Origin of the sequence: Candidatus Magnetominusculus xianensis (assembly GCA_001541255.1) — a bacterium.
GTDB classification, from domain to species: Bacteria; Nitrospirota; Thermodesulfovibrionia; order Thermodesulfovibrionales; family Magnetobacteriaceae; genus Magnetominusculus; species Magnetominusculus xianensis.
The window spans coordinates 1-24,129 of the sequence record LNQR01000089.1 but is presented as its reverse complement, the minus strand read 5'-3'; the positions used below and the strand labels follow the sequence as shown (position 1 = coordinate 24,129).

Sequence of the window (24,129 nt, the reverse complement as noted above, 5' to 3'; positions counted from 1 at the left end):
TGACCGCCTGTAAGCCCGCATGTTTATTGAGGGCGGGCAAGGCCAATATAGACAAAACGATGGAGCATACGCCTGCATTTTAGCAGGAACAGTAGGAATCATTCTGAGCCTGTCGAAGGATGACTGCTACTGTCATGGTTATTTTATTACGGGCCCTTACTGGAGCATCTTCACGGCCTTATCAAGGTTTGCCATTACAAGTTCATACAAATGGGGATAGTCATATTGCTGATAAATACTCAACGCTTCCTCGTATGCCTTAACTGCCATAGATAGGTTTTCTTCTTTGTCCCTGAGATTTGACAGGTTCCTGTAAGCAGCTCCAAGATTGTTTTGCGTTGCCGCGTACTCAAGAGGAAATTCATCGGCGGTTCTTATTTTCAGAGCCTCTGTGTATGCCTCAATCGCCAGGTCTAAGTTATACTCCCTATCACGCACTTGTGACATGTTCCTGTAGGCAAGTCCAAGACTGTTTTGAGTCCTTGCATACTCCACAGGATATTTCCCGATGGTTCTTATTTTCAGCGCTTCATTATAAGCCTCAATTGCAAGTTCCAGGTTTTTCTCCTTATCCTGCACCTGTGTCCGTACCTGTGACAGGCTAACGTATGCGTTTCCAAGATTATTCTGTGTTACCGCATATTCCACTGGATGTTCGTCTTCGGTTCGTAGTACAAGGGCCTCCTCGTATGCCCTGATTGCAAGGGTTAATTTGTCTTCTTTATCTTTTTCCCGTACCTCTGACAGGCTCTGATACGCATTGCCAAGATTATTTTGTGTCGCAGCGTGCTCCATAGGAAATTTGTCAGCGGTTCGTATTATAAGGGCCTCCAAATATGCCCTGACAGCAAGGTGCAAAATCTCCTCTTTGTCGCGTATTTGCGAAAGGACAGAATACGCGTTGCCAAGACTATTTTGAGTCGCCGCATAGTCCAAAGGATATTTTTCAATTGTTCTTATTTTCAGCGCCTCCTCATATGCAGTTATCGCGCGTCTGAGGTTGTCTTCCTTGTTATTTATTGATGACAACGTGTAATAACAAGCCCCTTCGCCATGTCTTATTCGTGCGTATAGCGGGGGGTGTTTATCCGGTGACAGGGTGTATATGACTTCCGAGTATATATCCAGCGCCTTGAATGGATTAATATCATGGATATCTTCAGCGCTTTCAATCTTAATGATTATTGCTTCTATTTCTTTATTTTTCTTAGACCGGTACTGCAAATACGATATTATAAATCCTAACAGCCCTAATACAGCTCCAATAATTGTATAGGTCTCTGTATCAGTCATCGCGCTCAACATGCTCATGTTTTCACCCATAGTAAATCTGCAAGCACACCAGTTAGCTGCGGCATGAGCATCTGCTCAGACAGCCCCCCTTTGTCCCTAGTCATATGTCTTTGGCATAAGTTATTGATTGGCATAATAAAATGATGTATTTTCATAATATTACAGACCATTACATCACCTCTGTGTCATACCATTTCCACTATAGAATAATAAACATCATACAGAGTTAAAGTCAAGAGTAAACATGTCTTGCCTAGTTCAAAAGGAACAGCATTTAAATAAGTTCGGGAATAATCCTGCACTGGTGTTTTAATAAGAGAAATGCTAACATACTAAGGTTTTAAAAAGGGGGAAGACAGCTGATAAACAACTGAGCGATGACAGATACATTTGTAATTCATAATACTGTCCTTGATGAGATATTCAGGCACGCGCTGGAGGCATATCCTGAGGAATGCTGCGGTGTTATCATTAACGGCACCGTAGATGGTGAAGAGAGACAGGTGGTGCGCCGTTTTCAGAACATTCAAAACTATCTTCACAAGGAAGACCCGCTGCGTTACCCTTTTACTGCCTCCATAGCATACACAGTTGACAGGAAAGAAGCCGACTCTGTATTTGCCTTGATAAAAGAAAACGGTCAGACCCTTGCCGCATTTTATCATTCCCATCCTGACCATCCAGCATTTTTCTCTGAGGAGGACAAGGCCGCGCAAACCGTCTTTGGCGAACCAGAGTTTCCCGAGGTTGCACAAATTGTCATATCGCTCACCAAGAGAAGCATCAGCGGCATAAACTGCTTTAAATGGAACCAGAAGGATTTCAGCGAATGTCGGCTAAAACATCATGAATAGAGTAAACATTCGCCCTCGCCCATGAAACTGGAATGCCCTTCTGCTAATAGTTCTTCACAGAAGCGAAATCAGTTATAATAAAAAAGTTGTACACACTCGCCTGAGCGTTTGTCAGACGTATATATTAATCTTACTGCCTGTACCTTCGGGATTGCTGTTTTGTTGGATTTCCTTAATCACTGTCGGTGACTGAGCTGACTGCTGGGCAATCTCAGCCATTATTTTTTTATTGTAGTCATTGACTGCCTGAACTGCGCTGCCTACACCACTAATCACGATAAAATACCTCCTGTCTGTTTGTTTTTGCGGCTGCCATGAAAAGCTGTGAGTATTTTAACCTATATAGTTGTCTTTTTCAATTGAACAGAAGTATACGTGTGTGGTGCTTGGGACTGCCCGTGACATCATCGACAGTCAAGGCATCGATGATGTCACGGGTGTATCTTGGTCAGATTTTGGCCGTGTAGTCTGCAACAAGGTCGCCTACTTCAGTTGTGCCCATTCCCATGTGCCCTGCTGCAAGATTTTTGATGTGCTTTGCGGTAACTTCCATAACGGATTTTTCTATTGTCTTACCCGCTTCTGTCTCACCAAGATGCTCAAGCATCATTGCCCCGGCACATATGGCCGCCAGCGGATTGATAACGTTTTGACCGGTATACTTCGGCGCTGAACCCCCTATTGGCTCAAACATTGATGTACCATCAGGGTTGATATTGCCCCCGGTGGCTATCCCCATCCCGCCTTGAATCATCGCCCCAAGGTCGGTTATTATATCCCCAAACATATTGTCTGTAACTATGACATCAAACCACTCGGGATTCTTGACAAACCACATCGTTGTGGCATCGACATGGGCATAGTCCGGCTTGATACCGGGGTAGTCCTTTGCCACTTCATAAAATACCCGCTCCCACAAATCAAAGGCATATGTTAGCACGTTTGTCTTGCCGGAGAGTGTGAGTTTATTACCCTTGTTGCGCCTTGCCGTATAGTCGAATGCGTATCTGATGCAGCGCTCCACGCCTTTTCTCGTGTTAATGGATTCCTGCGTAGCAACCTCGTCCTTTGTCCCTTTTTTGAGAAACCCGCCAGCTCCGGCATATAACCCCTCGGTGTTTTCTCTTACAACGACAAAGTCTATGTCCTCCGGTCCCTTGTCTTTCAGCGGACACTCAACGCCCGGGTATAGCCTTACAGGTCTGAGGTTAATATACATATCAAGCTCAAAGCGCAGCCTGAGCAGGATTCCCTTTTCGAGAATGCCGGGCTTAACGCCTGGGTGTCCGATTGCCCCCAGGAGCAGCGCCTTGTGTCTTTTCAGTTCATCTAGCGCACCTTCTGGCAGCGTCTCCCCGGTTCTTAAATACCTTGTACCGTTAAAGTCATAGTCCGTAAAGTTCAGCTTGAATCCGAATCTGGCAGCGGCAGCCTTTAACACCTTAATGCTCTCCTTTATGACCTCTGGCCCTGTGCCGTCACCGCTGATTACACCTATTTCATATGTCTTACCGCTCATCTGTTGTCCCTCCTGGCTCCAATTTACCCGCTAATCTACAATTGTAGCATTTTCACACAGTTCTGTCATAGATTCGGGTCTGGTCCCTGGACTCAGGACTTGGACGAAAGACGAAAAATGAAACCTTAATCTTCCTCTACGCCCAGTGTTTTATAGTTAGTGTCAAAAATAATCCTGACGTTGTCGTCCTTGCTCATGTACAGATACCCATATCCGTCTTTTTTGTCATATATGCAGAGACTGCAATCATAGACCTCTATGTTCAAACGGTTTATGGCCTCAATACATCTGTCATCTTTTAAAACTTTTGTGAAGAGCTTTTCAATCGTGTGGCGTTTGGAGGGAATGATAAAACGTACCCTGCTTTCTATGCTGTATATCTCGCCGTCACCAATTATGAGATGGTCGAGGATTTTAATATTTATTTGATTTGCAAAGGCCTTTACCCTGTCTGTGAGCAGAAAATCGTCCTCGCTTGGAGCTGCCCTGCCGCCCGTGTGGTTATGAACCAGGATAATTGCAGAGGTATTGTTCAGACAGGCGGTCTTAAAGACTTCTCGAAGCGTTATGGCACATATGTTCAGTGAGCCTTTTGCAAGGATTTCTTTGCCGAGAAACCTGTTTTGAGTGTCGAGGTGAATGGCAAATAGGTTTTCCCTGTCCTCTTTTGATATAAAATGCAAAATATTATATACATCATGGGCAGAGGAGATAATCTTAGTGCCGGATGCTGGCCGCCCGACACGCACAACTTTCAGGTACATGTTACACTTCCAATCGGTACGGCGCTGTGTAGTCTGCAATACATAATAACTATAACAGCGCAATTTCTATGCCATTAACATTATCCTTATATTACAAGTGGTTAAACGATTTACTATTTGACAACAAATGGTATTGCACTCCATATATATGTACTGCACTCCATACCAGGAAGTATTACTTAATTCTCTCGTAACTCATTACAGCATCATAGAGCAGACCGACAGCCTTCCTTGCAGAGTCAAACCTGATTCTATCGCGGCTGCCGTCAAAGCGGCATTCTATGACATGCTCTGTCTGACCGGGTCCCTTAAGCGATAGATATACAAGCCCCACGGGTTTATCTGGTGTGCCTCCGGTTGGCCCGGCTATCCCTGTTACTGCAAGGCCAAAGTCTGCGGCTGCTGCCTCCCTTATCCCTGCTGCCATTTCAAGCGCTGTCTGACTGCTTACTGCCCCGTAAACGGTAAGCGTCTCCGGCGATACCCCCAAGAATTTCTCCTTAAGCGCATTGCTGTAAGTTACTGCCCCGCCGCAAAATACCTGAGAACTTCCCGGCACGGAAGTTATAAATCCCGCTATCATACCACCCGTACACGACTCCGCAGTTGCTATTAATAATGACCTTGTGGCTGCGGCCTCAACAACTCCCTGCGTGAGGGTACATAGGGCTTCGATTTCGTCCTTTCCAACATCAAGCAGCATATGGGGCTCCTTAAATAGTTTTATGTTATATTGTTTTATAGCCGGGGCAGCCTTCAAAACCCTTGCAGCCACCTTTTCTCAGCTTGCAGTCCTTGTTTATGCAGACGGCCTTTTCCTCTCTGAGCTGGGGCCTCGTGTGTTTTTTTAGATGCCTGGCTGATTCTTTTTTTACCGCAGTCATTTTGTATTATAACATTCCGCCTCAAGAAGGGAACAGATATGCACCATATCGGCAGGCAGCTGGCTGGCAAACTCAAGATGCTGCCCCGTAACCGGATGTACAAATCCAAGCACGGCGGCATGGAGCATTTGTCGCGGGACTGGAAGCTTTGCGCGCGTGACACATGTCTTCAGGCCATAGGTAGTGTCTCCAAGTACTGGGTGCCCGGCTGCTGAGAAATGCACCCTTATCTGGTGTGTCCTGCCGGTAGACAGAACTGCCTCCACAAGTGACGCCCCTTTGAATGTCTTCAGTGTCTGCCAGTTCGTAACAGCCGGTTTGTACCGGTTTGATACTGTGGACATCTTCTTTCTGTCTGATTTAGAGCGTCCTATCGGCAGTGTTATCTGTCCTTGAGGCGCACTCATAGAGCCATAAATCAGGGCAAGGTATCTTCTTTTAATGCTCCGGCACTTAAACTGTTCGACGAGGCTGTAGTAGGATGTGTCATCAAGGGCTATGACAACAAGACCGGATGTGTCTTTGTCTATTCGATGGACAACGCCAGGGCGTAAAGGCCCTCCAACAGAGGCCAGGGCCGAAGTCTTCCATTTTACAGCATTCATCAGCGTACCATCCCGGTGTCCAGCACCTGGATACATGGGCATACCGGGGGGCTTGTCCACAACTATCAGATGTTTGTCCTCATAGTGTACATCGATTTGTATTGCCTGTGGTGTTAGTTCAGTGTCTTCCTGCGGTTGAAAATCCACTACTGCTATGTCTCCGGCGCGTATTTTACAGCCGTGTCTTACGGGCTGACCGTTTAGTGAGACATGGGTGTCTTTGATGAGTTTATTTATTTGAGAGCGCGTCAGAGCAGTTTTTAACGCAAGATACACATCAAGTCTCTGCCCTTTTTCATCGCTGGTTACATGAAACTCAACTGCCATAGTGTGCGTTTACTGCAGCAATAATAGTTCCTTAAGACGGCGCAATGCCTCAATTGCCGCCCCAACGCGCCTTAAAAGTTTGTGTACTATCTCGTTGCGGCTTACCCTGTTTAGCAGCGCGATGAGTTTTATCTTCGTTGTAATAACATAGTCTTCGTCTTTGGCGATATTGCAAAAGACCTCCATCGACTGTGGTCCTAATTTAAGAAACGCGGCCATAAAATCTTTATTCTTATTGGACATTGACTCAATGGCCTGCAGACACTCCAGTGTGATGTTGCTATTTAAGAGTATCCGAAGGCTGTCACGCATTTGCGGGGTTAGGTTGTCCTGCGAGAAGGAGTTAGAAGGAGGGACTTCCGGTTCAACCTGTGGCAGCGGTTCAACAGGCGGCTTATCAGGTATTTGTAGAGCCTGTTCAGCCGGTTCATCAACTTGAGGTGCTGGCTGCACGGTGGTCACGGAGATATTCTCCACAACAGGCTGCTGTGTCAGAGTTTCCTGCGGCTCAGATTTTTCTACAGGTGCTGCCACTGCCGCATCTTCTGCGGCCTTTGATTTTTTCTTTACACGTTTTTCGAGGCGTGAGCGCCCCCCTGCCATCAAATTCTTTATTTTATTTGACAACGCGATGCAACCTCCTTACCGAACTTGGAGAAGTTCTCTGAAGCCAACTGTCCTCTGGGAAAGCCAAAAACAGGGATTCCAGCTATTTGTGCCTGATTAATAGTTTCTCTCTCATATATCTTTGTCTTAAATATCCTGTTTTTGTACTCAGAGAGTTTGTTGTCTATGACCTCATTGGTCAAACGGGCTGATTTTTTGACTCTTGACAGTATGATGTGCCAACGGTCGTCGAGTTCGCCATCTCTGACGTCTTTTAGCTTGATGATAAAATCTGCAAGCCCGTCAATGGAGCGTGACGATGGTTCACAGGGGATGAGACAATAATCGGTCACCATGAGGCTGTTTTCAACCAGAGGGCCTAACGACGGGGGGCAGTCTATTATCACCAAGTCATATGTCTTGTCATTGTATACCTTTTCCATTGCTTTCATAAGTCGGCGTTCCCGCTTAAATGTATTATACAATGTCTCATTCACAAGGCTGAGCCTGATATTAGACGGGGCGACATCCAATCCCTTTATGGACGAATTGGCAACTATCGCGGCAATCTCCTCCTGATTTGCAAGGACATCGGCAATAGAGCGGTCATTATAAGCAATATCTATGCCTAGCCCGGGGGCTACATGCCCTTGCGGGTCCATGTCGATGATCAAGGTTCTAACCTTTTTCTTCGCAAAATATGTTCCCATATTGATGCAAATCGAGGTCTTTCCCGTACCACCCTTATGGTTAGCCAGACAGACTGTTACCACAAAACCCTCCTTCTCTATTATGTAGACTAATCTAACAGATGTATATAATAAGTGTCAACTCAACAATTCTCAATGATCGATCTGATTAGCGCAGTCTCTCTTTAAGATATGTATATCTGTGGCGCGGTTTGTTGTTGTTTATGGAAATGTGGAGCGCCCTCTTTGTGCCCAACAGGATTACAAGGCGCTTGCCCCGTGTGACGCCTGTGTAGAGCAGGTTTCTCTGGAGCATGATGTACTGCTGTGTGTGAACGGGCATTATTACTACGGGGTATTCGCTGCCCTGTGATTTATGTACTGTTACCGCGTAGGCAAGGGTTATCTCATCCAGGTCTGCGTAGTCATAGGGCGTGAGTCTGCCGTCATAGGTTACTGTGATTATATGGTCCTCAGTGTTAATCGACACAATTTTGCCTATATCGCCGTTGAATACATCCTTGTCGTAGTTATTTACCAACTGCATGACCTTATCGCCCACTCTGAATACCCGCCCGCCCCTGATTAGCTCTGTCCCCTTCGGATTCAGGGCATTTTGGAGTTCCGTGTTGAGGTTGACTGCGCCAAGCTGCCCCTTGTACATCGCCGTGAGGACTTGTATGTCCTTAAATGGGTCAAAGTTGAATTTCTCCGGAATCCTTTCTTTACAGAGTAAGACGATCCTCTCCACGATACTCTCTGGTTCATCCATTTCGAGGAAGTAAAAGTCCCGGTTCTGGTCCATGTCATTTACCAAAAAGGGGAACTCGCCGCTGTTTATCCTGTGTGCATTGACCACTATGAGGCTTCTCTGCGACTGCCTGAATATCTCGTTGAGCCTTACAACTGCCACAACCCCTGAGTCGATTATGTCTCTTAGTACACTTCCTGCCCCCACCGACGGCAGTTGATCTATATCGCCAACAAGGATAAGCGTACAGTGCGGCGGCAGTGCCTTCAGAAAATGATGCATCAGTATAGTGTCCACCATAGAGACCTCGTCCAGGACGACTAAGTCGGTGTCGAGATAGTTCTTGTCGTTTCTCTTAAATGCGCCGTCCTTCGGGCTGAAGTCCAGAAGGCGGTGAATGGTCCTGGCGTCATTGCCGGTTGTCTCTGCCATGCGCTTGGCGGCCCTGCCGGTTGGGGCGGCAAGGAGGACGCGCTGCCCCAGGCGCTTGTATATCTTTATTATAGAGTTTATTATTGTGGTCTTACCCGTGCCAGGGCCGCCGGTTATCACCAGCACCTTCTGATTAAATGACATCTTTACGGCTGTTATTTGATTTTCTGCAAGAGTGATAGACAGCTCCTTTTGCACCCATTGCAGGGCCTTGTCCTCATCAAAGACGTATGGCCTGGTGACTGGCGTAAGGAGCTTTTTCAGGTTGGTCGCTGCAGATGTCTCTGACGTATAGAATTTTGCCAGATATACAGCCTTTGCACCATCGACGCCTTCGATTACGATATGTTTGTTAAGTGCTGCCTCTACTATTGCGTTTAAGACTAGCTCACGTTCTATATCTAGTATCTTCATACACTCATCGGCCAGAAGCGCATCGGGATAGTATACATGTCCATCGTCGGCAAGCTGATGAAGGACATATAAGATACCGGCCTCTGCCCGCAGCGGTGAGTCCTTTGCAAAGCCAAGTTTGGCTGCTATCTTATCGGCGGTAATGAAGCCAACCCCGTAGATGTCGGTTGCCAGCTGATAGGGGTTCGTTTTTACTACTTCGATAGAGTTATGACCGTAGTGCTTAAATATCTTTATGGCATATGTGCTGCTTACGCCGTGGGACTGCAAGAAGAGCATAATCTCTTTAATTTCTCTTTGTTCTTCCCATGCGGATTTAATCATCGTGACACGTTTTTCACCAATACCATCGACCTCTTTAAGTCTTTCCACGGACTGCTCAATAATGTCGAGGGTATTTTCTGCAAATTTAGCAACGAGGCGCTTTGCCAGCACCGGGCCGATTCCTTTTATCAGGCCGGAGCCGAGGTATTTCTCTATGCCCACAACGGTGGCTGGTGTGATCGACTGGTAGGAGTTTACCTTGAACTGCTGCCCATATTTGGGGTGGTTAACCCATGCCCCGCGCAGGCGCAGTACCTCGCCGGGATTGATGGACAGGAGATTTCCGGCGATGGTTATAATACGGCCTTCGTATGACAGCCTGACGATACTGAAGGCGTTTTCTTCGTTGGCGTAGGTGATGCGTTCAACCTGCCCTTGTATCTCGACCTCCGGCTGCGGAGTTTTGCGAATATTTGACATATGCCTGCCGTTATATTATCATATTTTCAATCAGGATTGCCGTTGAAATTCATAATAGGAGTGCGATGACAATAGCTCAACTAACGAAGGCCCTCGCCACATTTGCAGGGGAGCGGGACTGGGGGCAGTTTCACAGCCCAAAAAACCTGGCGATGGCCCTGAGTGTTGAGGTGGCAGAGATAGTGGAGCTGTTTCAATGGACGAAGGAAGAGGACAGCTGCCACCTCACCCCTGAGAAACTATCAGAGTTAAAAGACGAAATCGGTGATGTAATGATATATCTGACAAATCTTGCCAGTAAATTCAACATCGACCCGCTTGAAGCAGCCGCTCAGAAGTTTGAAAAAAATAAAAAGAAATACCCTGCTGACCTCGTAAAGGGCAAATCAGCAAAATACACCGAATATGGAGGCAGTTAAATGGAGTTAATAAGTGAAAAAACAATCGGCACGGGGAAACTCCGCCTCGTAAAGGGCGATATAACGGGGCGGGCGGTTGACGCAATAGTAAACGCAGCAAACTCGCACCTCCAGCATGGCGGTGGAGTAGCGGCGGCTATTGTAAGAAAGGGCGGCAGTAGTATACAGGAGGAAAGCGACAAGGCGGGGTTTACCCCTGTGGGGACAGTGGCCGTAACACAAGCGGGAAAGCTCCCCTGCAAGGCAGTAATACACGCCGTCGGGCCACAGATGGGAGAGGGAGATGAGGATGAAAAACTAAAAAACGCAGTCGTTAATTCACTAAAAGCAGCCGCCCAAAGGGGTTTTATAAGCATCTCGATGCCTGCGATAAGTTCCGGTATTTTTTGCTTTCCAAAGGACAGATGCGCGCGAATATTAGTTGGGCAGAGTGAGCGCTTTCTCAAGGAAAACCCAGGCTCAAGTGTTAAGATTATCGAATTTTGCATCTATGACGATGCAACTCTTGAGTATTTTAAGAGGGAATTTTACAAAGAGAGCGAGAATTCGTGCAGTTGACATCTGTTATGTGTATTGTTATAGGATAACGATATATTGTGTTGTAAATATTCAATAAGGAGAAAGGTTTAATGGATATGATTGAAGATAGATATGTTGTTGAGAAAAATGGTGATGCACGGTATGAAGGAGATGACCTAAATGATGAAGATGATTTTGTTTTTATAGATTACGAGATTACAGCAGCTCCAAATGATTTTAATATAGCCACGTTGTTTTCTTTTATTGAAAAGGATATAATATCGATTCCTGGTTTTCAGAGGAATTATGTATGGGATATTAAGAGAGCTTCTAAGTTAATAGAATCTATAATAATAGGGATTCCAATACCTCAAATATTTTTATTTGAAACAGCAAGGAATAAATTTCTGGTTATAGATGGACAGCAGAGGTACATGACCATATATTATTTTATGAAAAAAAGATTTCCAAGATTCGAAAGGAGGTCTGAACTGCGTATAATTTTTGATAAATCTTGTGGCATTCCTGATGATTATTTGAATAATGATGATTATTTTCAGGATTTTAAATTGCAACTATCAGGTAAAATACCAGGCAAAATAAATAAATTTAATAAATTGAGCTATGATACAATTGATGATGGTGTAAGGACCTCGTTCGATTTAAGGACTATAAGAAATATAATAATAAAGCAGAATTCACCAAATGATAATAATTCTGCACTGTTTGAAATATTTAACAGATTAAACACTGGAGGATTAAATCTTACGCCTCAAGAAATAAGGACAAGTTTATATCATACCAGTTTTTACGATATGCTTTACAGACTCAATATTGAAAAGAACTGGAGAACATTAAACGGCCAGCAGAATCCAGATATACATATGAAAGACGTTGAAGTTTTACTGAGGGGTTTTGCAATGCTGATTAATGGAGAGAACTATAAATCTTCCATGAAAACCTTTCTTAATAGTTTTTCCATGGAGGCTAAGGGATTTGAAAAGACTAAAATTGAATATCTCGAAAAATTATATAATGAGTTTCTTAATTATTTTATAACTATAGGGGATACTGTATTTTTCGGCAAAGGAGGATGGTTTAATATATCTGTCTATGAATCAGTGTTTTATGCGTCATGCTTAGAGGCATATAGGTCTAATTCGTTCGATATAAAAAAAATAACCTTGTCCAGTATAGAACAACTTAAAAACGATAAAGAATTTTCAGATGCTACATTGGTACGTACTTCACAAAAGAGTCAAGTGCAGACAAGATTAAGAAAGGCAATCGAGATTCTCCTAAAATGACAGAAGAAATGGATCCAGTCATTGATTTCTATAAGCATATAAAAGATGTTCTAAATTCATTAGATGTTTTAAGTACTTTAGGTGCTTTAGATGAACATCGGGTAGTATTGATGAAAAGTGATTTAGATAGTAATTATAAAAAAGCGTTAGTTTTAGCAGCAGCAAGCTATTATGAAGATTTGATAATGAGGATTATTACCGATCTCGTTAATAAACATACAAATAACAATGATATTGTCTATAGCTTCATAAAAAATAAGGCTATGGCGAGGCAATATCATACATATTTTAACTGGCGAGAGAAGAACACAAGGCAGTTTATAGGATTATTTGGTAGTAATTTTAGTAAAGAAATTAGAATTATAATAGATAAACGCACTGAACTACAGGAAGCAGAAAATGCCTTCATGGATATAAGTAGTACAAGAAATGTCTTAATACACGGCAATTATATTGAGAATGAAGCCGTTAAAGATAAAACTGTAGAGGAGGTGTATGTGTTATACAAGAAAGGAAGGGCATATGTAGATTTTTTAAGAAAAATATTTATAGACGAAGAAGAGTACGATGATGCGAAATTATAAAGAAATGCCCTGCCGCACTCGCGAAGGGCAAGTCCGCCTGATATACCGGTTATGAAGACAGTTAAATGCTGATGGACTAAATATATATTCCGTAGTCCCATTGTGAGATGAAATAAGTACTTGAAAAACTTCTTGAAAATACGCCAATATATACGCTATGACTAATTCATATGTTATGAAAAATGCTGGCATGTTCATACTTATTTTCATTGCCCTGAGCTCTTCAGGCGCATACGGTACCGATGCCGGGCAGATTGTTATGCAATTCAGCCAGAAAAACAATATCCTCAGATTTGTCTTTCAAAGTACGAACGACTCTCTGATAAGCTCATCGAAGGTCAATGAATCGTACAGTATCGTCAGGGTCGATTTCCAGAGTGATTTTTTATTTAATGGGACACCACTTCCAGAAGCTGTTAAGGTCATTCAGAAGGACAAAAGTATATATCTAAACATAAGAAATCTTGAAAAAATAAATGTTTCACGCTACGCAGGCCCGCCGAGGCTGGTGATAGAGGCGGTCATAACCGGTGCGCTGCCATTAAACTCCCCTGTACCGGCACAGACTAACGAGTTCGCCGGTTTGAGTATTTTATTAGACGCCGGTCATGGCGGCATCGACACAGGGATAATCTCAGGGCAGTTTAAAGAAAGCGCCCTCTCTCTGTCCGTATGTGCAGACTTAGCTAAACGCATAGGCAGCAAGGTTCGCAGGACTGCCATTACCAGAAAGGACGACTCAGCCATGCCGCTCAGTCAGCGAATTATAGATATTCGTAAGTTCAGGCCGAATTTGTTTATCAGCATACATGTCTCGACCTCTGATACATTTGCCATATATACGAGCAGCTTTCCAGCCGTCATGTCAGGGCCGGACATGGCATATAGCACCGCATACACTCAAGCCTCTTATATCGAAAAGAGCAGGACCCTTTCAAAGGCAATCGGCAGCGCACTTAATGAGAAGTTCAAAACTCAGCCTGTCTACAGGGAAGTGCCCATTCCAATACTCTCTGCCACTTCTGCACCGGCTGTCATGATTGAGATGCCGAATCCGGCTTCTTTTACATACACTAATGATTCAATTAATACCATTTCAGATGCTATAATCAGGGCGATTTCAGACTATGCAAAAAAGTAAGCTAATATTTCTGGTATTTTTACCGATAGTTATGCTAATAGTTGGCACAACTGTCATCTATTATTATATAATGTGGAAAGATGACAACAGCTCAGGTTCAGCGAGCCTGATAGCTCTTAAGGAGAAGGAAAAACTCGTAAGCGATGCCCAGGACGTAAAGGTGTTCTACCCCGAAGGGGCAGCCCTTAACATCATGGTCATAAAGATCAAGCAGACTTTTGATACGATGAAAATTGCAGAAACCGCCATAGGGGAACTCTTTAATCTCAACTCAATACCCAATAAAGAGGCCTTTCCATCGAACACCAGGGTGTTGGGGGTCTACTATGGCATCGATAAAATACTCTATGTTGACCTCTCATCCGATATAAAAAGGAATTTTCAGGGTGACGCCCTAAAGGAATTTTTAATAATAAAGAGTATATACGAGACCGCCACCTCTAACTTAGAGCTTGACGATGTGAAGATTCTTATAAATGGAAAAGAAGAGGATACATTAGGAGGACACTACAGCATCAGCTCCCCCATAAAAAGAATAGCCACACAAGAGGTAAAATTCGATGAAATACGAAAACATGGCTGATAAGCCGATAGGAATATTTGACTCAGGCGTGGGCGGGCTGACGGTTTTAAAAGAGATACACGCCCGGCTGCCTGCAGAAAGTACAATATACATGGGGGATACTGCAAGGGTGCCCTATGGCATTCGTTCAGCCGAGACAGTTATTAAGTATTCACTTGAGAATAGCTCGTTTCTTGTGGAAAAAGGGATAAAACTGTTGATAATAGCCTGCAACACTGCCTCTGCCGTGAGTCTTAATATCATAAGAAATACATTTAAGATACCAGTACTGGGTGTTATAGAACCTGGGGCAAAGGCCGCAGCCCAGGCAACCAAAAACGGCCTCGTAGGGGTAATAGGCACAGAGGCTACTATAAAAAGCGGTGCTTATGGCAGGACAATCCGCAGCCTTGACCCCCGCATTAAGGTGATCGAACGCTCATGCCCTCTGTTTGTTCCACTCGTTGAAGAAGGCTGGCTTGACAACGAGGTGGTTGAGATGGTTGCACAAAGATATTTAACCGAAATGAAACTCTACAATATAGACACCCTTGTGCTGGGCTGTACGCACTATCCACTTTTAAAGAAGGTTATAAAAAAGGTAATGGGAGATGATGTTGTACTGATAGACTCAGCAATCGAAAAGGCAAAAAACGTCGCCAAGATATTGACAACATCGGGTTTGTTGAAGACTTTAGAGACGCCGGTGCACAGAAAATACTATGTTACAGACTGTCCAGACAGGTTTCAGGAGATAGGCAAGCGCTTTATGCTGGACTCATTAGAGGATATAACAAAAATAGAAATTGCATCTTTGGAAGAGAAGGCCATGGCGTTAAAAAACGCGTGTGGCTGTGGAGGCGTATGAGAGCAGACGGTAGGGCAAACTCAGAGTTGAGGCCGGTTAAGATAACCAGAGGGGCAGTTAAGTATGCCGAGGGCTCAGCACTGATAGAGGCAGGGCAGACACGTGTAATCTGCACGACGACGATAGAGGAGACCGTGCCGCCGTTTCTAAAGGACAAGGGAAAGGGCTGGATAACTGCCGAGTATGGAATGCTGCCGCGCTCAACCCATACGCGTATGACCAGAGATGGCCGCAGCTCCAAGCCAAATGGTCGCACGCTGGAAATCCAGCGCCTGATAGGGCGCGCCATGCGCTCTGTCGTTGACCTGTCTTTACTTGGCGAGAGGTCTTTCCTTATTGACTGTGACGTGATTCAGGCAGATGGCGGCACAAGAACCGCCTCGATAACTGGCGCCTATGTGTGTTTTGTCGATGCACTTCGTTTTGCCATGAGAAACGGTATGATAAAGAAAATCCCACCGATTGACTATGTTGCAGCAGTCAGCGTTGGTGTGGTGGATGGGCAGCCCATGCTTGACCTGTGTTACACGGAAGATAAAGATGCCGATGTGGATATGAATATAGTCATGACAGGCTCCGGCAAATATGTAGAGGTACAGGGGACAGCCGAAGGCTCCCCGTTTACAGGAGACACGCTGAACGAATTGCTCACCCTTGCCCGTATAGGAATTGAGAAGCTTGTCGGGATACAAAAGGAGGTACTTGCAGATGAATCTGTATTTGGCAACTAAGAATTTGGGAAAGGTGCGGGAGATAAACTCGATGTTTGCCGGTACCGGCATTGATTTTGTCAGCGCTGGAACTATAATGGGCAATGTTGCTGAAGATGGAGATACGTATCATAAGAATGCCTTTGCAAAGGCAATGGCAGTTTATGAACAAAACACTACCGCTGTTGTTGCCGAGGACTCAGGGCTTGAAGTCGATGCCCTCGATGGTGCGCCGGGGGTGTTCTCTGCCAGATTTGCCTCAAATGAAGACGGTGTAAACTCAAGTGACGAAGACAACATCAACGCACTGCTGGACTTTATGCAGGACACACCGGAGCCTTCTGAGCGTACTGCCAGGTATGTCAGCGTATTTTGCCTTATGATGGGGGGGAAGTCACTGTTTTTTGAGGGTGAGATAGCAGGCACTATCGCGGCCGAACCAATGGGCACATCAGGATTTGGTTACGACCCGGTATTTATCCCCTCCGGTTACGATAAGACGTTTGCCGAACTTGGTGATCAGATAAAAAATAAGATCAGCCATCGCGCTATGGCCGTGATTAAACTAAAAGACTATTTGTTATCGATTGATGATAATAACAAAAAATAATATATGAAGGTAGTAATTCTCTGCGGCGGACAAGGCACACGCCTTCGCGAAGAAACCGAGTTCAAACCAAAGGCAATGGTCGAAATCGGTCATATGCCCATTCTGATGCACATCATGAAGTGCTATGCCCACTACGGATACAAGGAATTTGTCCTGTGTCTCGGCTACAAGGGCGAACAAATCAAGGATTATTTCTATCGCTACGAGATGCTCACAACTGATTTTACAATAGACCTGCATAACAAGGATGTCACATTTCATCCCCGCAACGCCATGCAGTACGAAGGATGGAAGATAACGCTTGCCGACACCGGGCTTAATGCGATGACAGGTGCGCGTCTAAGACGTGTGGAAAAGTACGTCAGTGGTGACTTGTTTATGCTTACCTATGGCGACGGCGTTACAAATTTGAATATTAACGAACTGCTTGATTTTCACAAATGCCACGGCAAAATAGGTACAGTTACGGGAGTTGTGCCGCCCTCCAGATATGGCGAACTCCTGATAGAACAGGACAGGGTTGTATCATTTATGGAAAAACCAGACGCTGTCGGCAGTGCCATAAGCGGCGGCTATTTTGTATTTAGCAGGGAGTTTTTTAATTATCTTGACGACGGCGACGGCTGTGTCCTTGAGAAACTACCCCTTGAGAGGCTTGCAAAAGAGGGACAGTTGAAGGTATTTCACCACAAGGGGTTTTGGCAGTGTATGGACACGTTCAGGGACTATAATTATCTTAAAGATATGTGGGAAAGGGGAAATCCGCCCTGGAAGCTGTGGCCAGATTAGCCGGATTAAATTATAACGGGGCAGCCAGTGATAAAAAAGAATCTATTTGACGGTGCCTACGATGGGAGCCGAGTGCTGGTTACCGGTCATACGGGCTTTAAGGGCTCGTGGCTAACGCTGTGGCTCTTAGGGCTTGGTGCAAAGGTGGCGGGGTTTTCATCGTATCTGCCATCAAAGCCATGCAATTACGAGGTGCTTAAACTTAATAATAGAATAAATAATTTTGATGGCGACATAAGGGATTACAATAGTCTGTCAAGCGCGTTCGAGTCGTTTCGTCCCGATATAGTGTTTCATCTGGCGGCACAGCCAATCGTGCGGCTGTCACATGAAGACCCGCTTTTGACCTTCAGCACGAATGTCCAGGGCACGGTCAATGTCATGCACTGTATCAAAAATTCTGGAAGTGTGCGCGCTGCCGTTGTCATAACAAGCGACAAGTGTTACCGCAACGTTGAGTGGCCCTGGGGATACAGGGAAAATGACACACTTGGCGGTGATGACCCATACAGCGCTTCAAAGGCGTGTGCAGAGATTGTTTTTAAGTCGTATGCCGCATCGTTTTTTTCAGGCAATGACTCCACGCGTATTGCCACAGCCCGTGCCGGCAATGTCATAGGCGGGGGTGACTGGGCGCGCGACAGGATAATCCCGGACTGTGTCAGGGCGTGGTCTCAGGGGCGCGAGGCAGTGATCAGGAATCCAAACGCGACACGTCCGTGGCAGCATGTGCTTGAGCCGTTAAGCGGCTACTTGCAGCTTGGCGCACGGCTGCTGTTGTCGGACATTGCCTCAGGTGAGTCATTCAATTTCGGCCCGGATGCAAGGGCTGATCACTCAGTTGGCGAGCTGATAGGGGAGTTTATGGCGCATTGGGGGGTCTGTCTGATGAGGCACGAGGGGTCAAAAATTAAGGAAAGTTCGCTGTTAAAGCTCTGCTGCGATAAGGCGCTGGCAAGGCTTAACTGGTACGCTGCCCTCGATTTTAAGGAGACCGTCAGGCTGACTGCCCTCTGGTATAAGGCATTTTACGAGGGGAAGGATGATATGTTCGAGTTTTCCATAAGGCAAATCGGGCACTATATCGTTGAGGCACAAAAAAAGATGCTCAACTGGTCTATATGATAGAAGGCGTTGCAGTTTCTCCATTAAAACAAATCGAAGACGCTCGCGGCAAGGTGATGCACATGCTGAGGCGTGACTCCCCGCTGTTTGAGCGCTTTGGCGAGGTGTATTTCTCTGTAGTAAATCCCGGCGCTGTAAAGGCATGGAAGCTGCACAGGAAAATGGCGCTCAATCTGGCAGTCCCGTTTGGCCGTGTCAGGCTTGTCCTGTATGACGAGCGGGCAGGCTCAGCTACTTTCGGGTGTGTGGATGAGTATTTAATAGGCGATGGCAACTACTGTCTGGTGCATGTGCCGCCTCTGGTGTGGAGTGGTTTTATGGGTATCTCTGACGGCATTGCGATTTTGGCCAACTGCGCAACTGAGCTGCATGACCCAGCCGAGGCGCAGCAGCTCAGCCCCGACACTCCTCGTATCCCTTACCGGTGGGTGCAATAATGCGCGTCCTGATAACCGGAGGCAGGGGATTTATTGGCGGCAGGACTGCCCTGTATCTAAGAGAACAATATCCAGATTCTGATATAACCATCACATCGACAACAACTGAAGACCTTCCGGCGTGGTGCGCCGGTTTTAATGCTATCAATATGTCATTAAGCGATGACCAATCGATAGCGCGTGCTCTCAGGGGTGCTGATACGATAGTCCATCTTGCCGCGATCAATGAAATAGACTCGATGCGTGACCCCGTCTCTGCAATGAGGACAAACGCAGAGGGGACATACCGGCTGCTTCGTGCAGCGGCAGAACACGGCATAAGGAATTTCATATACTTCTCTACGATTCATGTCTATGGTGAGAACCTTGAGCGGCCCGTGATAACAGAAGAGACCCCAATCAGACCTTATCACCCATATGCGATTACACATGCGGCGGCAGAAGGGTTTGTCGATGAGTTCAGGCGGTACAATTCAATGAACACTGCTGTTTTTAGGCTGTCAAACGCCTGTGGCGCCCCGGCTGACAGGGCGGTAAACCGCTGGAGCCTCGTATTTAACGACCTCTGCCGACAGGCCGTAACCGTGGGGGCGCTGACTTTAAAATCCTCCGGCAGGCAGTACAGGGATTTCATTGCTATACGCGATGCAGCACGTGCTGTTGGGCATTTTATTTATGAACTAAGGGGCAGGTGGGGCGACGGGCTGTATAATCTGGGCGGTGAATGCACGATGACTATATTAGAAGCGGCAGAGCGTATTGCACGGGTTTATAAAGAGACCTATGGGCGTCCGATAAGTGAAATAAAAGTTGGAGAGTTGGCAGCGTCTGAGGCATTTTTAATGCCAACGAATTATAGTATTGAAAAAATCAAAAAAACAGGGTTTCAACTGGAGGGCGGCATTGACGATGAGATAAGAATGTGCCTGTCCCTGTGTGAAGGCTTCCGGGGGGCAATGTAATGAATGACCACGCCGCGCCACTGGTGTCAATCATCATGCCAACGTACAATTATGCCGGGTTCATCGGCGAGTCGATTAATTCTGTAATCACCCAGACGTACCGCAACTGGGAACTGATAGTGATAGACAACTACTCTACAGACAATACAGAGGAGATAGTGAGGGGCTTTGCCTGTGGGCAGATCAGGTATATAAAATTTAAAAATGAAGGCGTAATCGCAGCGTCAAGAAATGTGGGGTTAAAGGAGGCAAGCGGCGAGTATGTCGCCTTTTTAGACTCTGATGATTTGTGGCTTGCAGACAAACTTGAAAAACAGGTGAGCTATTTAAACGCCAATAAAGATGTCTTTATGGTTTATTCAAAGGCGGCAGCAATGGAAAACGGCGTGCTGACATATACGAAGGGAAGGGCACCGGGACGGCGGTTTGGCTTAGCCAACAAGGGTATATTTTTAGATTTGTATCTGTCATTTAATTATATATCATGCCTGACGGTGATGTTCAGAAACGGCAGCGGTTTTCAATTTAGTGAAGACAGGGGGTTAATCACAGTGGAGGACTTTGACTTGTGGCTTGCCATAGCCTTTGAGCATGAGGTTGGATATATAGATGAAGCACTAGCATTTTACAGGGTACACGGCAAGAACACGGGGGCGCGGCTGAGAAAATATGTCAGGGCAAGCCTTAACCTCATAAGAAAATACAGGAAACAGGTCTCAACGCCCGTGCAGATGAGAAAGTATATCACATTTTACGCGTATATTCTGTCAATCATGCCAGATGCCATAGGGCGCATGGTAAGGCGCTCATAATACAGGGGGAAAAAAATCTGACAGATATTGTAAAATTGTACACCCCCTCTTTATGTTAGTTACACCAATAGTATAATATAGACAGGATTACAGTGGCACTGGAGAATTGATAATGATAGATACAATTAAATGGATAGACGGAGCTGGGACAGCAAAGGCCATGATACTTGACCAGACCCGCCTTCCCCACGACATCTCATACATAGAGTGTACGGATTACCGGCAAGTGGTTGACTGCATTAAGTATCTAGCGATAAGGGGCGCCCCTGCCATAGGAATAGCGGCGGCAATGGGGATTGCACTTGCGGCAGATGCCATATCAGCGGCAGACGCTATGGAGTTCAGTGCGAAGTTAAGACCGGCAATCGATGCACTGCTTAACAGCAGACCAACCGCTGTAAATATCCAATGGGCGGCAGAGCGTATAGAGCGGCTGATAGAAAACAATAAGACAATGCCAATAAGCGCCCTAAAAGAGATGATAGCAAAAGAAGGAGTTTTGATACTCAACGAAGACATAGAGATAAACAAGGCCATCGGGCGCTATGGAGCAGAATTTATAAAAGACGGCGACACAGTTCTAACACATTGTAACGCCGGCGCCCTGGCAACAGGTGGTTACGGTACGGCAACTGCGCCCATACGAATGGCCATAGAGCAGGGCAAACGTATATCAGTCATAGCCGATGAGACAAGGCCGATTCTCCAGGGTGCACGCCTCACAGCATGGGAACTGATGCAGGACAACATACCCGTTACACTGATACCGGACAACGCCGCCGGAGAGCTTATGAGAAGGGGCGAGATAGACCTCTGTATAGTCGGCACAGACAGGACGGTGAGAAACGGCGATGTTGCCAACAAGATTGGGACTTATTCAGTGGCAGTGCTGGCAAAGGAAAACAACATACCGTTTTACGTGGCCGCACCATTAAGCAGCATTGATTTTACACTTTCATCGGGAAGCGAGATACCTATAGAGGAGCGTCCATCACATGAGGTGACGAATGTCTTTGGCCGGTGTGAAATTGCCCCTAAAGGTGTAGCTGTCAGAAATATCGCCTTTGACGTGACACCGGCTAAATATATAACATTGATACTGACTGAAAAGGGCGCGTTTAAGCCGGAAGCAATTCACACGCTAGACCCGAAAGGTAATAAATAATGATGACTGCCGAGAACATATTCAAGCACTATGAAAAAGATTTAAGGCGTGTAGAGACTGAGATTGCCAGAATATTCAGCAGTGATGTAGTTGTAATCCCGGACATAGGCAGACACCTGATAGGAGGCGGCGGCAAGAGACTGCGCCCTATGTATCTGTTGATGAGCGCTGCCCTGTCGGGCTACGCCGGGGATGCCAGATATGTCTTAGCAGGTGTAATAGAGGCGATACACGCGGCCTCACTTCTTCATGACGATGTAGTTGACGGTGCAGGGGTCAGACGGGGCAAGCCCACATCACACTCCATATGGGGCGCTCAGGTTGTTATACTTGTGGGTGATTTCCTCTATGCCAACTCACTAAAGGCAGCCGTCAGCCAGCAGAATTTAAAGACAATGGAGGCGATTTCCCATGCGGTAGCAAAGATGTCCGAGGGCGAGATACTCCAACTGCAAAAGATAGCAGACCCAGAGATAACAGAAGCAGACTATCTGCGAATTGTCGAGTCCAAAACCGGCGCTCTGATTTCCGCCTCATGCCGGATAGGGGCGATATTAGGCGGCCTTCCCGAAGAAAAAATCAATGCCCTGACAAGCTATGGTCTAAAGAGCGGTACAGTCTTTCAAATATACGACGACATACTGGATTTTAAGGCAGACGAAGAAAATCTTGGCAAGAAGCTTGGCAGGGACCTCCACGAGGGGAAGATAACGCTTCCGCTGATTTATCTTCTCAAGTCGGCAAACGCACAGGAAAAGGAAGAGCTGACTGCAATTATTGATTCCACATCGGACGATGACATGCCTGATGAAGACGGGCAAAGGGATTTGAAGAAGGTACTGGCACTGTTCAAAAAATATGATGTAATAGAAAAGACAATAGACAAGGCAAAGGAAATCGTAGCAGAGGCCAAGGCTGAACTGTCAATATTCGGCAATTGCAGTGAAAAAGACGCCCTTGTTGTCATGGCAGACTACGCCTTAAGCAGAAATAAGTAATCAAATGGGGAATCCGCAATTATGGAAACGCCTTTGAGCCACCAGACACGCCTCGCAAAAGAGGCAGTTGAGTCTTACGTTAGACGGCATGAGGTTATCGCCCCGCCGGTGAATCCTGCACAGACTGAGATGAGCGAGCGCGCCGGTGTTTTTGTGTCTTTAAAGATAAAAGGCCGTCTGCGTGGCTGCATAGGGACATTCGCACCAACAACTGAAAACACGGCTTCTGAAATAATAAGAAACGCCATAGCTGCCGCAACACAAGACCCACGTTTTACACCTGTTATCCCCGGTGAACTTGGCGAAATAACATATTCAGTCGATATACTCTCGCCTCCGGAGAAGGTTAATTCCATCTCTGAGTTAGACCCTGAAAGATACGGTGTAATCGTCACGCAAGGTCACAAAAGGGGGCTGCTCCTGCCTGCATTAGAGGGAGTGAATACCGTGGATGAGCAATTAAGGATAACCAAGGCAAAGGCAGGCATTCATCCAGAGGACAATAATGTCGAAATACTTCGTTTTGAAGTAAGGAGATACAAGTGACCGAACAACCGGGCGAACAAACCAATGAACCGACGAGCGGGCAGCTGGACGAACAACCTGCTGAACACTCTGGTGAACAAATGACTGAGCAAGTGCCCGAAAAGACAAAGCTGGAACTCGACCTTGAAAAAATAAAAAAAAAGAAAGCCTTTCAATGGAAAAAAATACTTAAACCACTCCCCCGCATAATACTAATAATCGTACTGCTCGCCGGATGGTTTTTCTTTATCGCAGAATATGTCAGCCACAATGAGACTATAAACCAGTTGACAACAATAACCACTAAATATGAAGCGCTAAGATCAAAGCTCGACAACTCCACCCTGACCAAACCCAAACGTTACCTAACAGAGCTAGGGCAAACGCACTAAGTGTCTGTCATTCCAGCGAAGCTGGAGTCGGGCGCCTGTAGTTCATAGGTGTGAAAGCCCCCTTCAAGTCGGCCTGTAACACAACGTAACTGTGTTGCTGCAAGGCGGAGTGGGGAGCAGCCAGTCCGTAGGATAACTAACTTGATTCGGCCGGTTGTAACGGTGAGCCTGCGGGCGAAGCCCAGACCACTGAGAGTGGAAGCCTGTCAAGCTGAAAGATAGCGTGATAAAGGGGTCTGTTAACTAAACTGTGTCAGGCCCGATTTTAGCCCATAACATCAATGTCCAATAATAACCTCCCTTCGAAGAAAATGGCAAGCTG

29 protein-coding genes are annotated in these 24,129 nt (G+C 45.9%); 19 read left to right on the top strand and 10 right to left on the bottom strand.

Going from position 1 to position 24,129, the window contains the following annotated elements; translation table 11 throughout:
• Positions 1-156: 156 nt before the first annotated feature.
• Positions 157-1,323, bottom strand: a complete 1,167-nt coding sequence (locus ASN18_RS12615) for a tetratricopeptide repeat protein (RefSeq protein WP_085053116.1) — start codon at positions 1,321-1,323, stop codon at positions 157-159.
• A gap of 347 nt (positions 1,324-1,670) precedes the next feature.
• Here ASN18_RS12615 and ASN18_RS12610 point away from each other — a divergent pair, with 347 nt between their 5' ends.
• The gene (locus tag ASN18_RS12610) at positions 1,671-2,147 is read left to right on the top strand and encodes a M67 family metallopeptidase (protein ID WP_085053115.1); all 477 of its coding nucleotides are present in this window, start codon (positions 1,671-1,673) and stop codon (positions 2,145-2,147) included.
• A 111-nt stretch (positions 2,148-2,258) separates the two neighbouring features.
• On the opposite strand, the gene ASN18_RS17250 is transcribed toward ASN18_RS12610, so the two are convergent.
• From ASN18_RS17250 to recD2, 9 genes are all read right to left on the bottom strand, one after another.
• Positions 2,259-2,423, bottom strand: coding sequence for a hypothetical protein (locus tag ASN18_RS17250; protein WP_157072978.1), 165 nt, complete (start codon positions 2,421-2,423; stop codon positions 2,259-2,261).
• A gap of 172 nt (positions 2,424-2,595) precedes the next feature.
• A complete protein-coding gene (locus ASN18_RS12605; protein WP_085053114.1) occupies positions 2,596-3,666 on the bottom strand; it encodes a 3-isopropylmalate dehydrogenase in 1,071 nt (356 codons plus the stop codon).
• A gap of 125 nt (positions 3,667-3,791) precedes the next feature.
• On the bottom strand, positions 3,792-4,430 hold the full coding sequence (locus ASN18_RS12600; protein ID WP_085053112.1) for a JAB domain-containing protein: 639 nt from the start codon (positions 4,428-4,430) through the stop codon (positions 3,792-3,794).
• A gap of 175 nt (positions 4,431-4,605) precedes the next feature.
• Positions 4,606-5,133 carry a CinA family protein gene (locus ASN18_RS12595; RefSeq protein WP_085053110.1) on the bottom strand — a complete coding sequence of 176 codons (528 nt, stop codon included), beginning with the start codon at positions 5,131-5,133 and terminating at the stop codon, positions 4,606-4,608.
• A gap of 25 nt (positions 5,134-5,158) precedes the next feature.
• Positions 5,159-5,314: a hypothetical protein gene (locus tag ASN18_RS17245; RefSeq protein ID WP_157072977.1), complete on the bottom strand. Its 156-nt coding sequence runs from the start codon at positions 5,312-5,314 to the stop codon at positions 5,159-5,161.
• Positions 5,311-6,246 carry an RluA family pseudouridine synthase gene (locus tag ASN18_RS12590; protein WP_085053108.1) on the bottom strand — a complete coding sequence of 312 codons (936 nt, stop codon included), beginning with the start codon at positions 6,244-6,246 and terminating at the stop codon, positions 5,311-5,313. Before ASN18_RS12590 ends, ASN18_RS17245 begins: the two co-directional genes overlap by 4 nt.
• 9 nt (positions 6,247-6,255) lie before the next feature.
• A complete protein-coding gene (locus ASN18_RS12585) occupies positions 6,256-6,873 on the bottom strand; it encodes a hypothetical protein (RefSeq protein WP_085053106.1) in 618 nt (205 codons plus the stop codon).
• On the bottom strand, positions 6,858-7,625 hold the full coding sequence (locus ASN18_RS12580; RefSeq protein WP_236861731.1) for a ParA family protein: 768 nt from the start codon (positions 7,623-7,625) through the stop codon (positions 6,858-6,860). The genes ASN18_RS12585 and ASN18_RS12580 overlap by 16 nt, the downstream gene beginning before the upstream one ends.
• An 85-nt stretch (positions 7,626-7,710) precedes the next feature.
• Positions 7,711-9,882, bottom strand: coding sequence for an SF1B family DNA helicase RecD2 (gene recD2, locus ASN18_RS12575; protein ID WP_085053102.1), 2,172 nt, complete (start codon positions 9,880-9,882; stop codon positions 7,711-7,713).
• A 65-nt stretch (positions 9,883-9,947) separates the two neighbouring features.
• On the opposite strand from recD2, the gene ASN18_RS12570 reads away from it, so the two are divergent.
• The 18 genes from ASN18_RS12570 to ASN18_RS12485 all read left to right on the top strand — a co-directional run bounded on the left by ASN18_RS12570 (position 9,948) and on the right by ASN18_RS12485 (position 23,807).
• Complete coding sequence (locus ASN18_RS12570; protein ID WP_085053141.1) at positions 9,948-10,301, top strand: nucleotide pyrophosphohydrolase; 354 nt, start codon at positions 9,948-9,950, stop codon at positions 10,299-10,301.
• Complete coding sequence (locus ASN18_RS12565) at positions 10,302-10,859, top strand: macro domain-containing protein (protein WP_085053101.1); 558 nt, start codon at positions 10,302-10,304, stop codon at positions 10,857-10,859.
• 71 nt (positions 10,860-10,930) lie between these two features.
• Positions 10,931-12,127 carry a GmrSD restriction endonuclease domain-containing protein gene (locus tag ASN18_RS12560; protein WP_085053100.1) on the top strand — a complete coding sequence of 399 codons (1,197 nt, stop codon included), beginning with the start codon at positions 10,931-10,933 and terminating at the stop codon, positions 12,125-12,127.
• Positions 12,124-12,711, top strand: coding sequence for a HEPN domain-containing protein (locus ASN18_RS12555; protein WP_085053098.1), 588 nt, complete (start codon positions 12,124-12,126; stop codon positions 12,709-12,711). Before ASN18_RS12560 ends, ASN18_RS12555 begins: the two co-directional genes overlap by 4 nt.
• 157 nt (positions 12,712-12,868) lie before the next feature.
• Complete coding sequence (locus ASN18_RS12550) at positions 12,869-13,852, top strand: N-acetylmuramoyl-L-alanine amidase family protein (protein WP_085053097.1); 984 nt, start codon at positions 12,869-12,871, stop codon at positions 13,850-13,852.
• Entirely contained in the window at positions 13,839-14,435 is a 597-nt protein-coding gene (locus ASN18_RS12545; protein ID WP_157072976.1) for a GerMN domain-containing protein, read from the top strand. Before ASN18_RS12550 ends, ASN18_RS12545 begins: the two co-directional genes overlap by 14 nt.
• Positions 14,413-15,282 carry a glutamate racemase gene (murI, locus tag ASN18_RS12540; RefSeq protein ID WP_236861730.1) on the top strand — a complete coding sequence of 290 codons (870 nt, stop codon included), beginning with the start codon at positions 14,413-14,415 and terminating at the stop codon, positions 15,280-15,282. Before ASN18_RS12545 ends, murI begins: the two co-directional genes overlap by 23 nt.
• Positions 15,279-16,013, top strand: coding sequence for a ribonuclease PH (rph, locus tag ASN18_RS12535; protein ID WP_085053096.1), 735 nt, complete (start codon positions 15,279-15,281; stop codon positions 16,011-16,013). The genes murI and rph overlap by 4 nt, the downstream gene beginning before the upstream one ends.
• Positions 15,991-16,602, top strand: coding sequence for an RdgB/HAM1 family non-canonical purine NTP pyrophosphatase (gene rdgB, locus ASN18_RS12530; protein WP_085053095.1), 612 nt, complete (start codon positions 15,991-15,993; stop codon positions 16,600-16,602). Before rph ends, rdgB begins: the two co-directional genes overlap by 23 nt.
• A gap of 3 nt (positions 16,603-16,605) precedes the next feature.
• Positions 16,606-17,391, top strand: coding sequence for a glucose-1-phosphate cytidylyltransferase (gene rfbF, locus ASN18_RS12525; protein ID WP_085053093.1), 786 nt, complete (start codon positions 16,606-16,608; stop codon positions 17,389-17,391).
• A 30-nt stretch (positions 17,392-17,421) separates the two neighbouring features.
• Positions 17,422-18,516 (top strand): CDP-glucose 4,6-dehydratase, encoded by a 1,095-nt coding sequence (gene rfbG / locus ASN18_RS12520; protein WP_085053137.1) that lies wholly within the window; start codon positions 17,422-17,424, stop codon positions 18,514-18,516.
• Positions 18,513-18,953 carry a dTDP-4-dehydrorhamnose 3,5-epimerase family protein gene (locus ASN18_RS12515; RefSeq protein WP_085053092.1) on the top strand — a complete coding sequence of 147 codons (441 nt, stop codon included), beginning with the start codon at positions 18,513-18,515 and terminating at the stop codon, positions 18,951-18,953. Before rfbG ends, ASN18_RS12515 begins: the two co-directional genes overlap by 4 nt.
• Positions 18,953-19,915, top strand: coding sequence for an NAD-dependent epimerase/dehydratase family protein (locus tag ASN18_RS12510; RefSeq protein WP_085053091.1), 963 nt, complete (start codon positions 18,953-18,955; stop codon positions 19,913-19,915). The genes ASN18_RS12515 and ASN18_RS12510 overlap by 1 nt, the downstream gene beginning before the upstream one ends.
• Positions 19,915-20,727 (top strand): glycosyltransferase family 2 protein, encoded by an 813-nt coding sequence (locus tag ASN18_RS12505; RefSeq protein WP_085053089.1) that lies wholly within the window; start codon positions 19,915-19,917, stop codon positions 20,725-20,727. The genes ASN18_RS12510 and ASN18_RS12505 overlap by 1 nt, the downstream gene beginning before the upstream one ends.
• A gap of 109 nt (positions 20,728-20,836) precedes the next feature.
• Complete coding sequence (gene mtnA / locus ASN18_RS12500) at positions 20,837-21,892, top strand: S-methyl-5-thioribose-1-phosphate isomerase (RefSeq protein ID WP_435050998.1); 1,056 nt, start codon at positions 20,837-20,839, stop codon at positions 21,890-21,892.
• Complete coding sequence (locus ASN18_RS12495; RefSeq protein WP_085053085.1) at positions 21,892-22,890, top strand: polyprenyl synthetase family protein; 999 nt, start codon at positions 21,892-21,894, stop codon at positions 22,888-22,890. Before mtnA ends, ASN18_RS12495 begins: the two co-directional genes overlap by 1 nt.
• A 21-nt stretch (positions 22,891-22,911) precedes the next feature.
• Positions 22,912-23,436 (top strand): AmmeMemoRadiSam system protein A, encoded by a 525-nt coding sequence (amrA, locus tag ASN18_RS12490; protein WP_085053084.1) that lies wholly within the window; start codon positions 22,912-22,914, stop codon positions 23,434-23,436.
• A complete protein-coding gene (locus ASN18_RS12485) occupies positions 23,433-23,807 on the top strand; it encodes a hypothetical protein (protein WP_085053082.1) in 375 nt (124 codons plus the stop codon). Before amrA ends, ASN18_RS12485 begins: the two co-directional genes overlap by 4 nt.
• The last annotated feature ends 322 nt before the right edge of the window (positions 23,808-24,129 follow it).

Coding starts and splice junctions, on each gene's coding strand:
- ASN18_RS12615 (WP_085053116.1), bottom strand. CDS start 1,323: ATGGGTGAAAACATGAGCATGTTGAGCGCGATGACTGATACAGAGACC.
- ASN18_RS12610 (WP_085053115.1), top strand. CDS start 1,671: ATGACAGATACATTTGTAATTCATAATACTGTCCTTGATGAGATATTC.
- ASN18_RS12605 (WP_085053114.1), bottom strand. CDS start 3,666: ATGAGCGGTAAGACATATGAAATAGGTGTAATCAGCGGTGACGGCACA.
- ASN18_RS12600 (WP_085053112.1), bottom strand. CDS start 4,430: ATGTACCTGAAAGTTGTGCGTGTCGGGCGGCCAGCATCCGGCACTAAG.
- ASN18_RS12595 (WP_085053110.1), bottom strand. CDS start 5,133: ATGCTGCTTGATGTTGGAAAGGACGAAATCGAAGCCCTATGTACCCTC.
- ASN18_RS17245 (WP_157072977.1), bottom strand. CDS start 5,314: ATGACTGCGGTAAAAAAAGAATCAGCCAGGCATCTAAAAAAACACACG.
- ASN18_RS12590 (WP_085053108.1), bottom strand. CDS start 6,246: ATGGCAGTTGAGTTTCATGTAACCAGCGATGAAAAAGGGCAGAGACTT.
- recD2 (WP_085053102.1), bottom strand. CDS start 9,882: ATGTCAAATATTCGCAAAACTCCGCAGCCGGAGGTCGAGATACAAGGG.
- ASN18_RS12570 (WP_085053141.1), top strand. CDS start 9,948: ATGACAATAGCTCAACTAACGAAGGCCCTCGCCACATTTGCAGGGGAG.
- ASN18_RS12565 (WP_085053101.1), top strand. CDS start 10,302: ATGGAGTTAATAAGTGAAAAAACAATCGGCACGGGGAAACTCCGCCTC.
- ASN18_RS12560 (WP_085053100.1), top strand. CDS start 10,931: ATGGATATGATTGAAGATAGATATGTTGTTGAGAAAAATGGTGATGCA.
- ASN18_RS12555 (WP_085053098.1), top strand. CDS start 12,124: ATGACAGAAGAAATGGATCCAGTCATTGATTTCTATAAGCATATAAAA.
- ASN18_RS12550 (WP_085053097.1), top strand. CDS start 12,869: ATGACTAATTCATATGTTATGAAAAATGCTGGCATGTTCATACTTATT.
- ASN18_RS12545 (WP_157072976.1), top strand. CDS start 13,839: ATGCAAAAAAGTAAGCTAATATTTCTGGTATTTTTACCGATAGTTATG.
- murI (WP_236861730.1), top strand. CDS start 14,413: ATGAAATACGAAAACATGGCTGATAAGCCGATAGGAATATTTGACTCA.
- rph (WP_085053096.1), top strand. CDS start 15,279: ATGAGAGCAGACGGTAGGGCAAACTCAGAGTTGAGGCCGGTTAAGATA.
- rdgB (WP_085053095.1), top strand. CDS start 15,991: ATGAATCTGTATTTGGCAACTAAGAATTTGGGAAAGGTGCGGGAGATA.
- rfbF (WP_085053093.1), top strand. CDS start 16,606: ATGAAGGTAGTAATTCTCTGCGGCGGACAAGGCACACGCCTTCGCGAA.
- ASN18_RS12515 (WP_085053092.1), top strand. CDS start 18,513: ATGATAGAAGGCGTTGCAGTTTCTCCATTAAAACAAATCGAAGACGCT.
- ASN18_RS12510 (WP_085053091.1), top strand. CDS start 18,953: ATGCGCGTCCTGATAACCGGAGGCAGGGGATTTATTGGCGGCAGGACT.
- ASN18_RS12505 (WP_085053089.1), top strand. CDS start 19,915: ATGAATGACCACGCCGCGCCACTGGTGTCAATCATCATGCCAACGTAC.
- ASN18_RS12495 (WP_085053085.1), top strand. CDS start 21,892: ATGATGACTGCCGAGAACATATTCAAGCACTATGAAAAAGATTTAAGG.
- amrA (WP_085053084.1), top strand. CDS start 22,912: ATGGAAACGCCTTTGAGCCACCAGACACGCCTCGCAAAAGAGGCAGTT.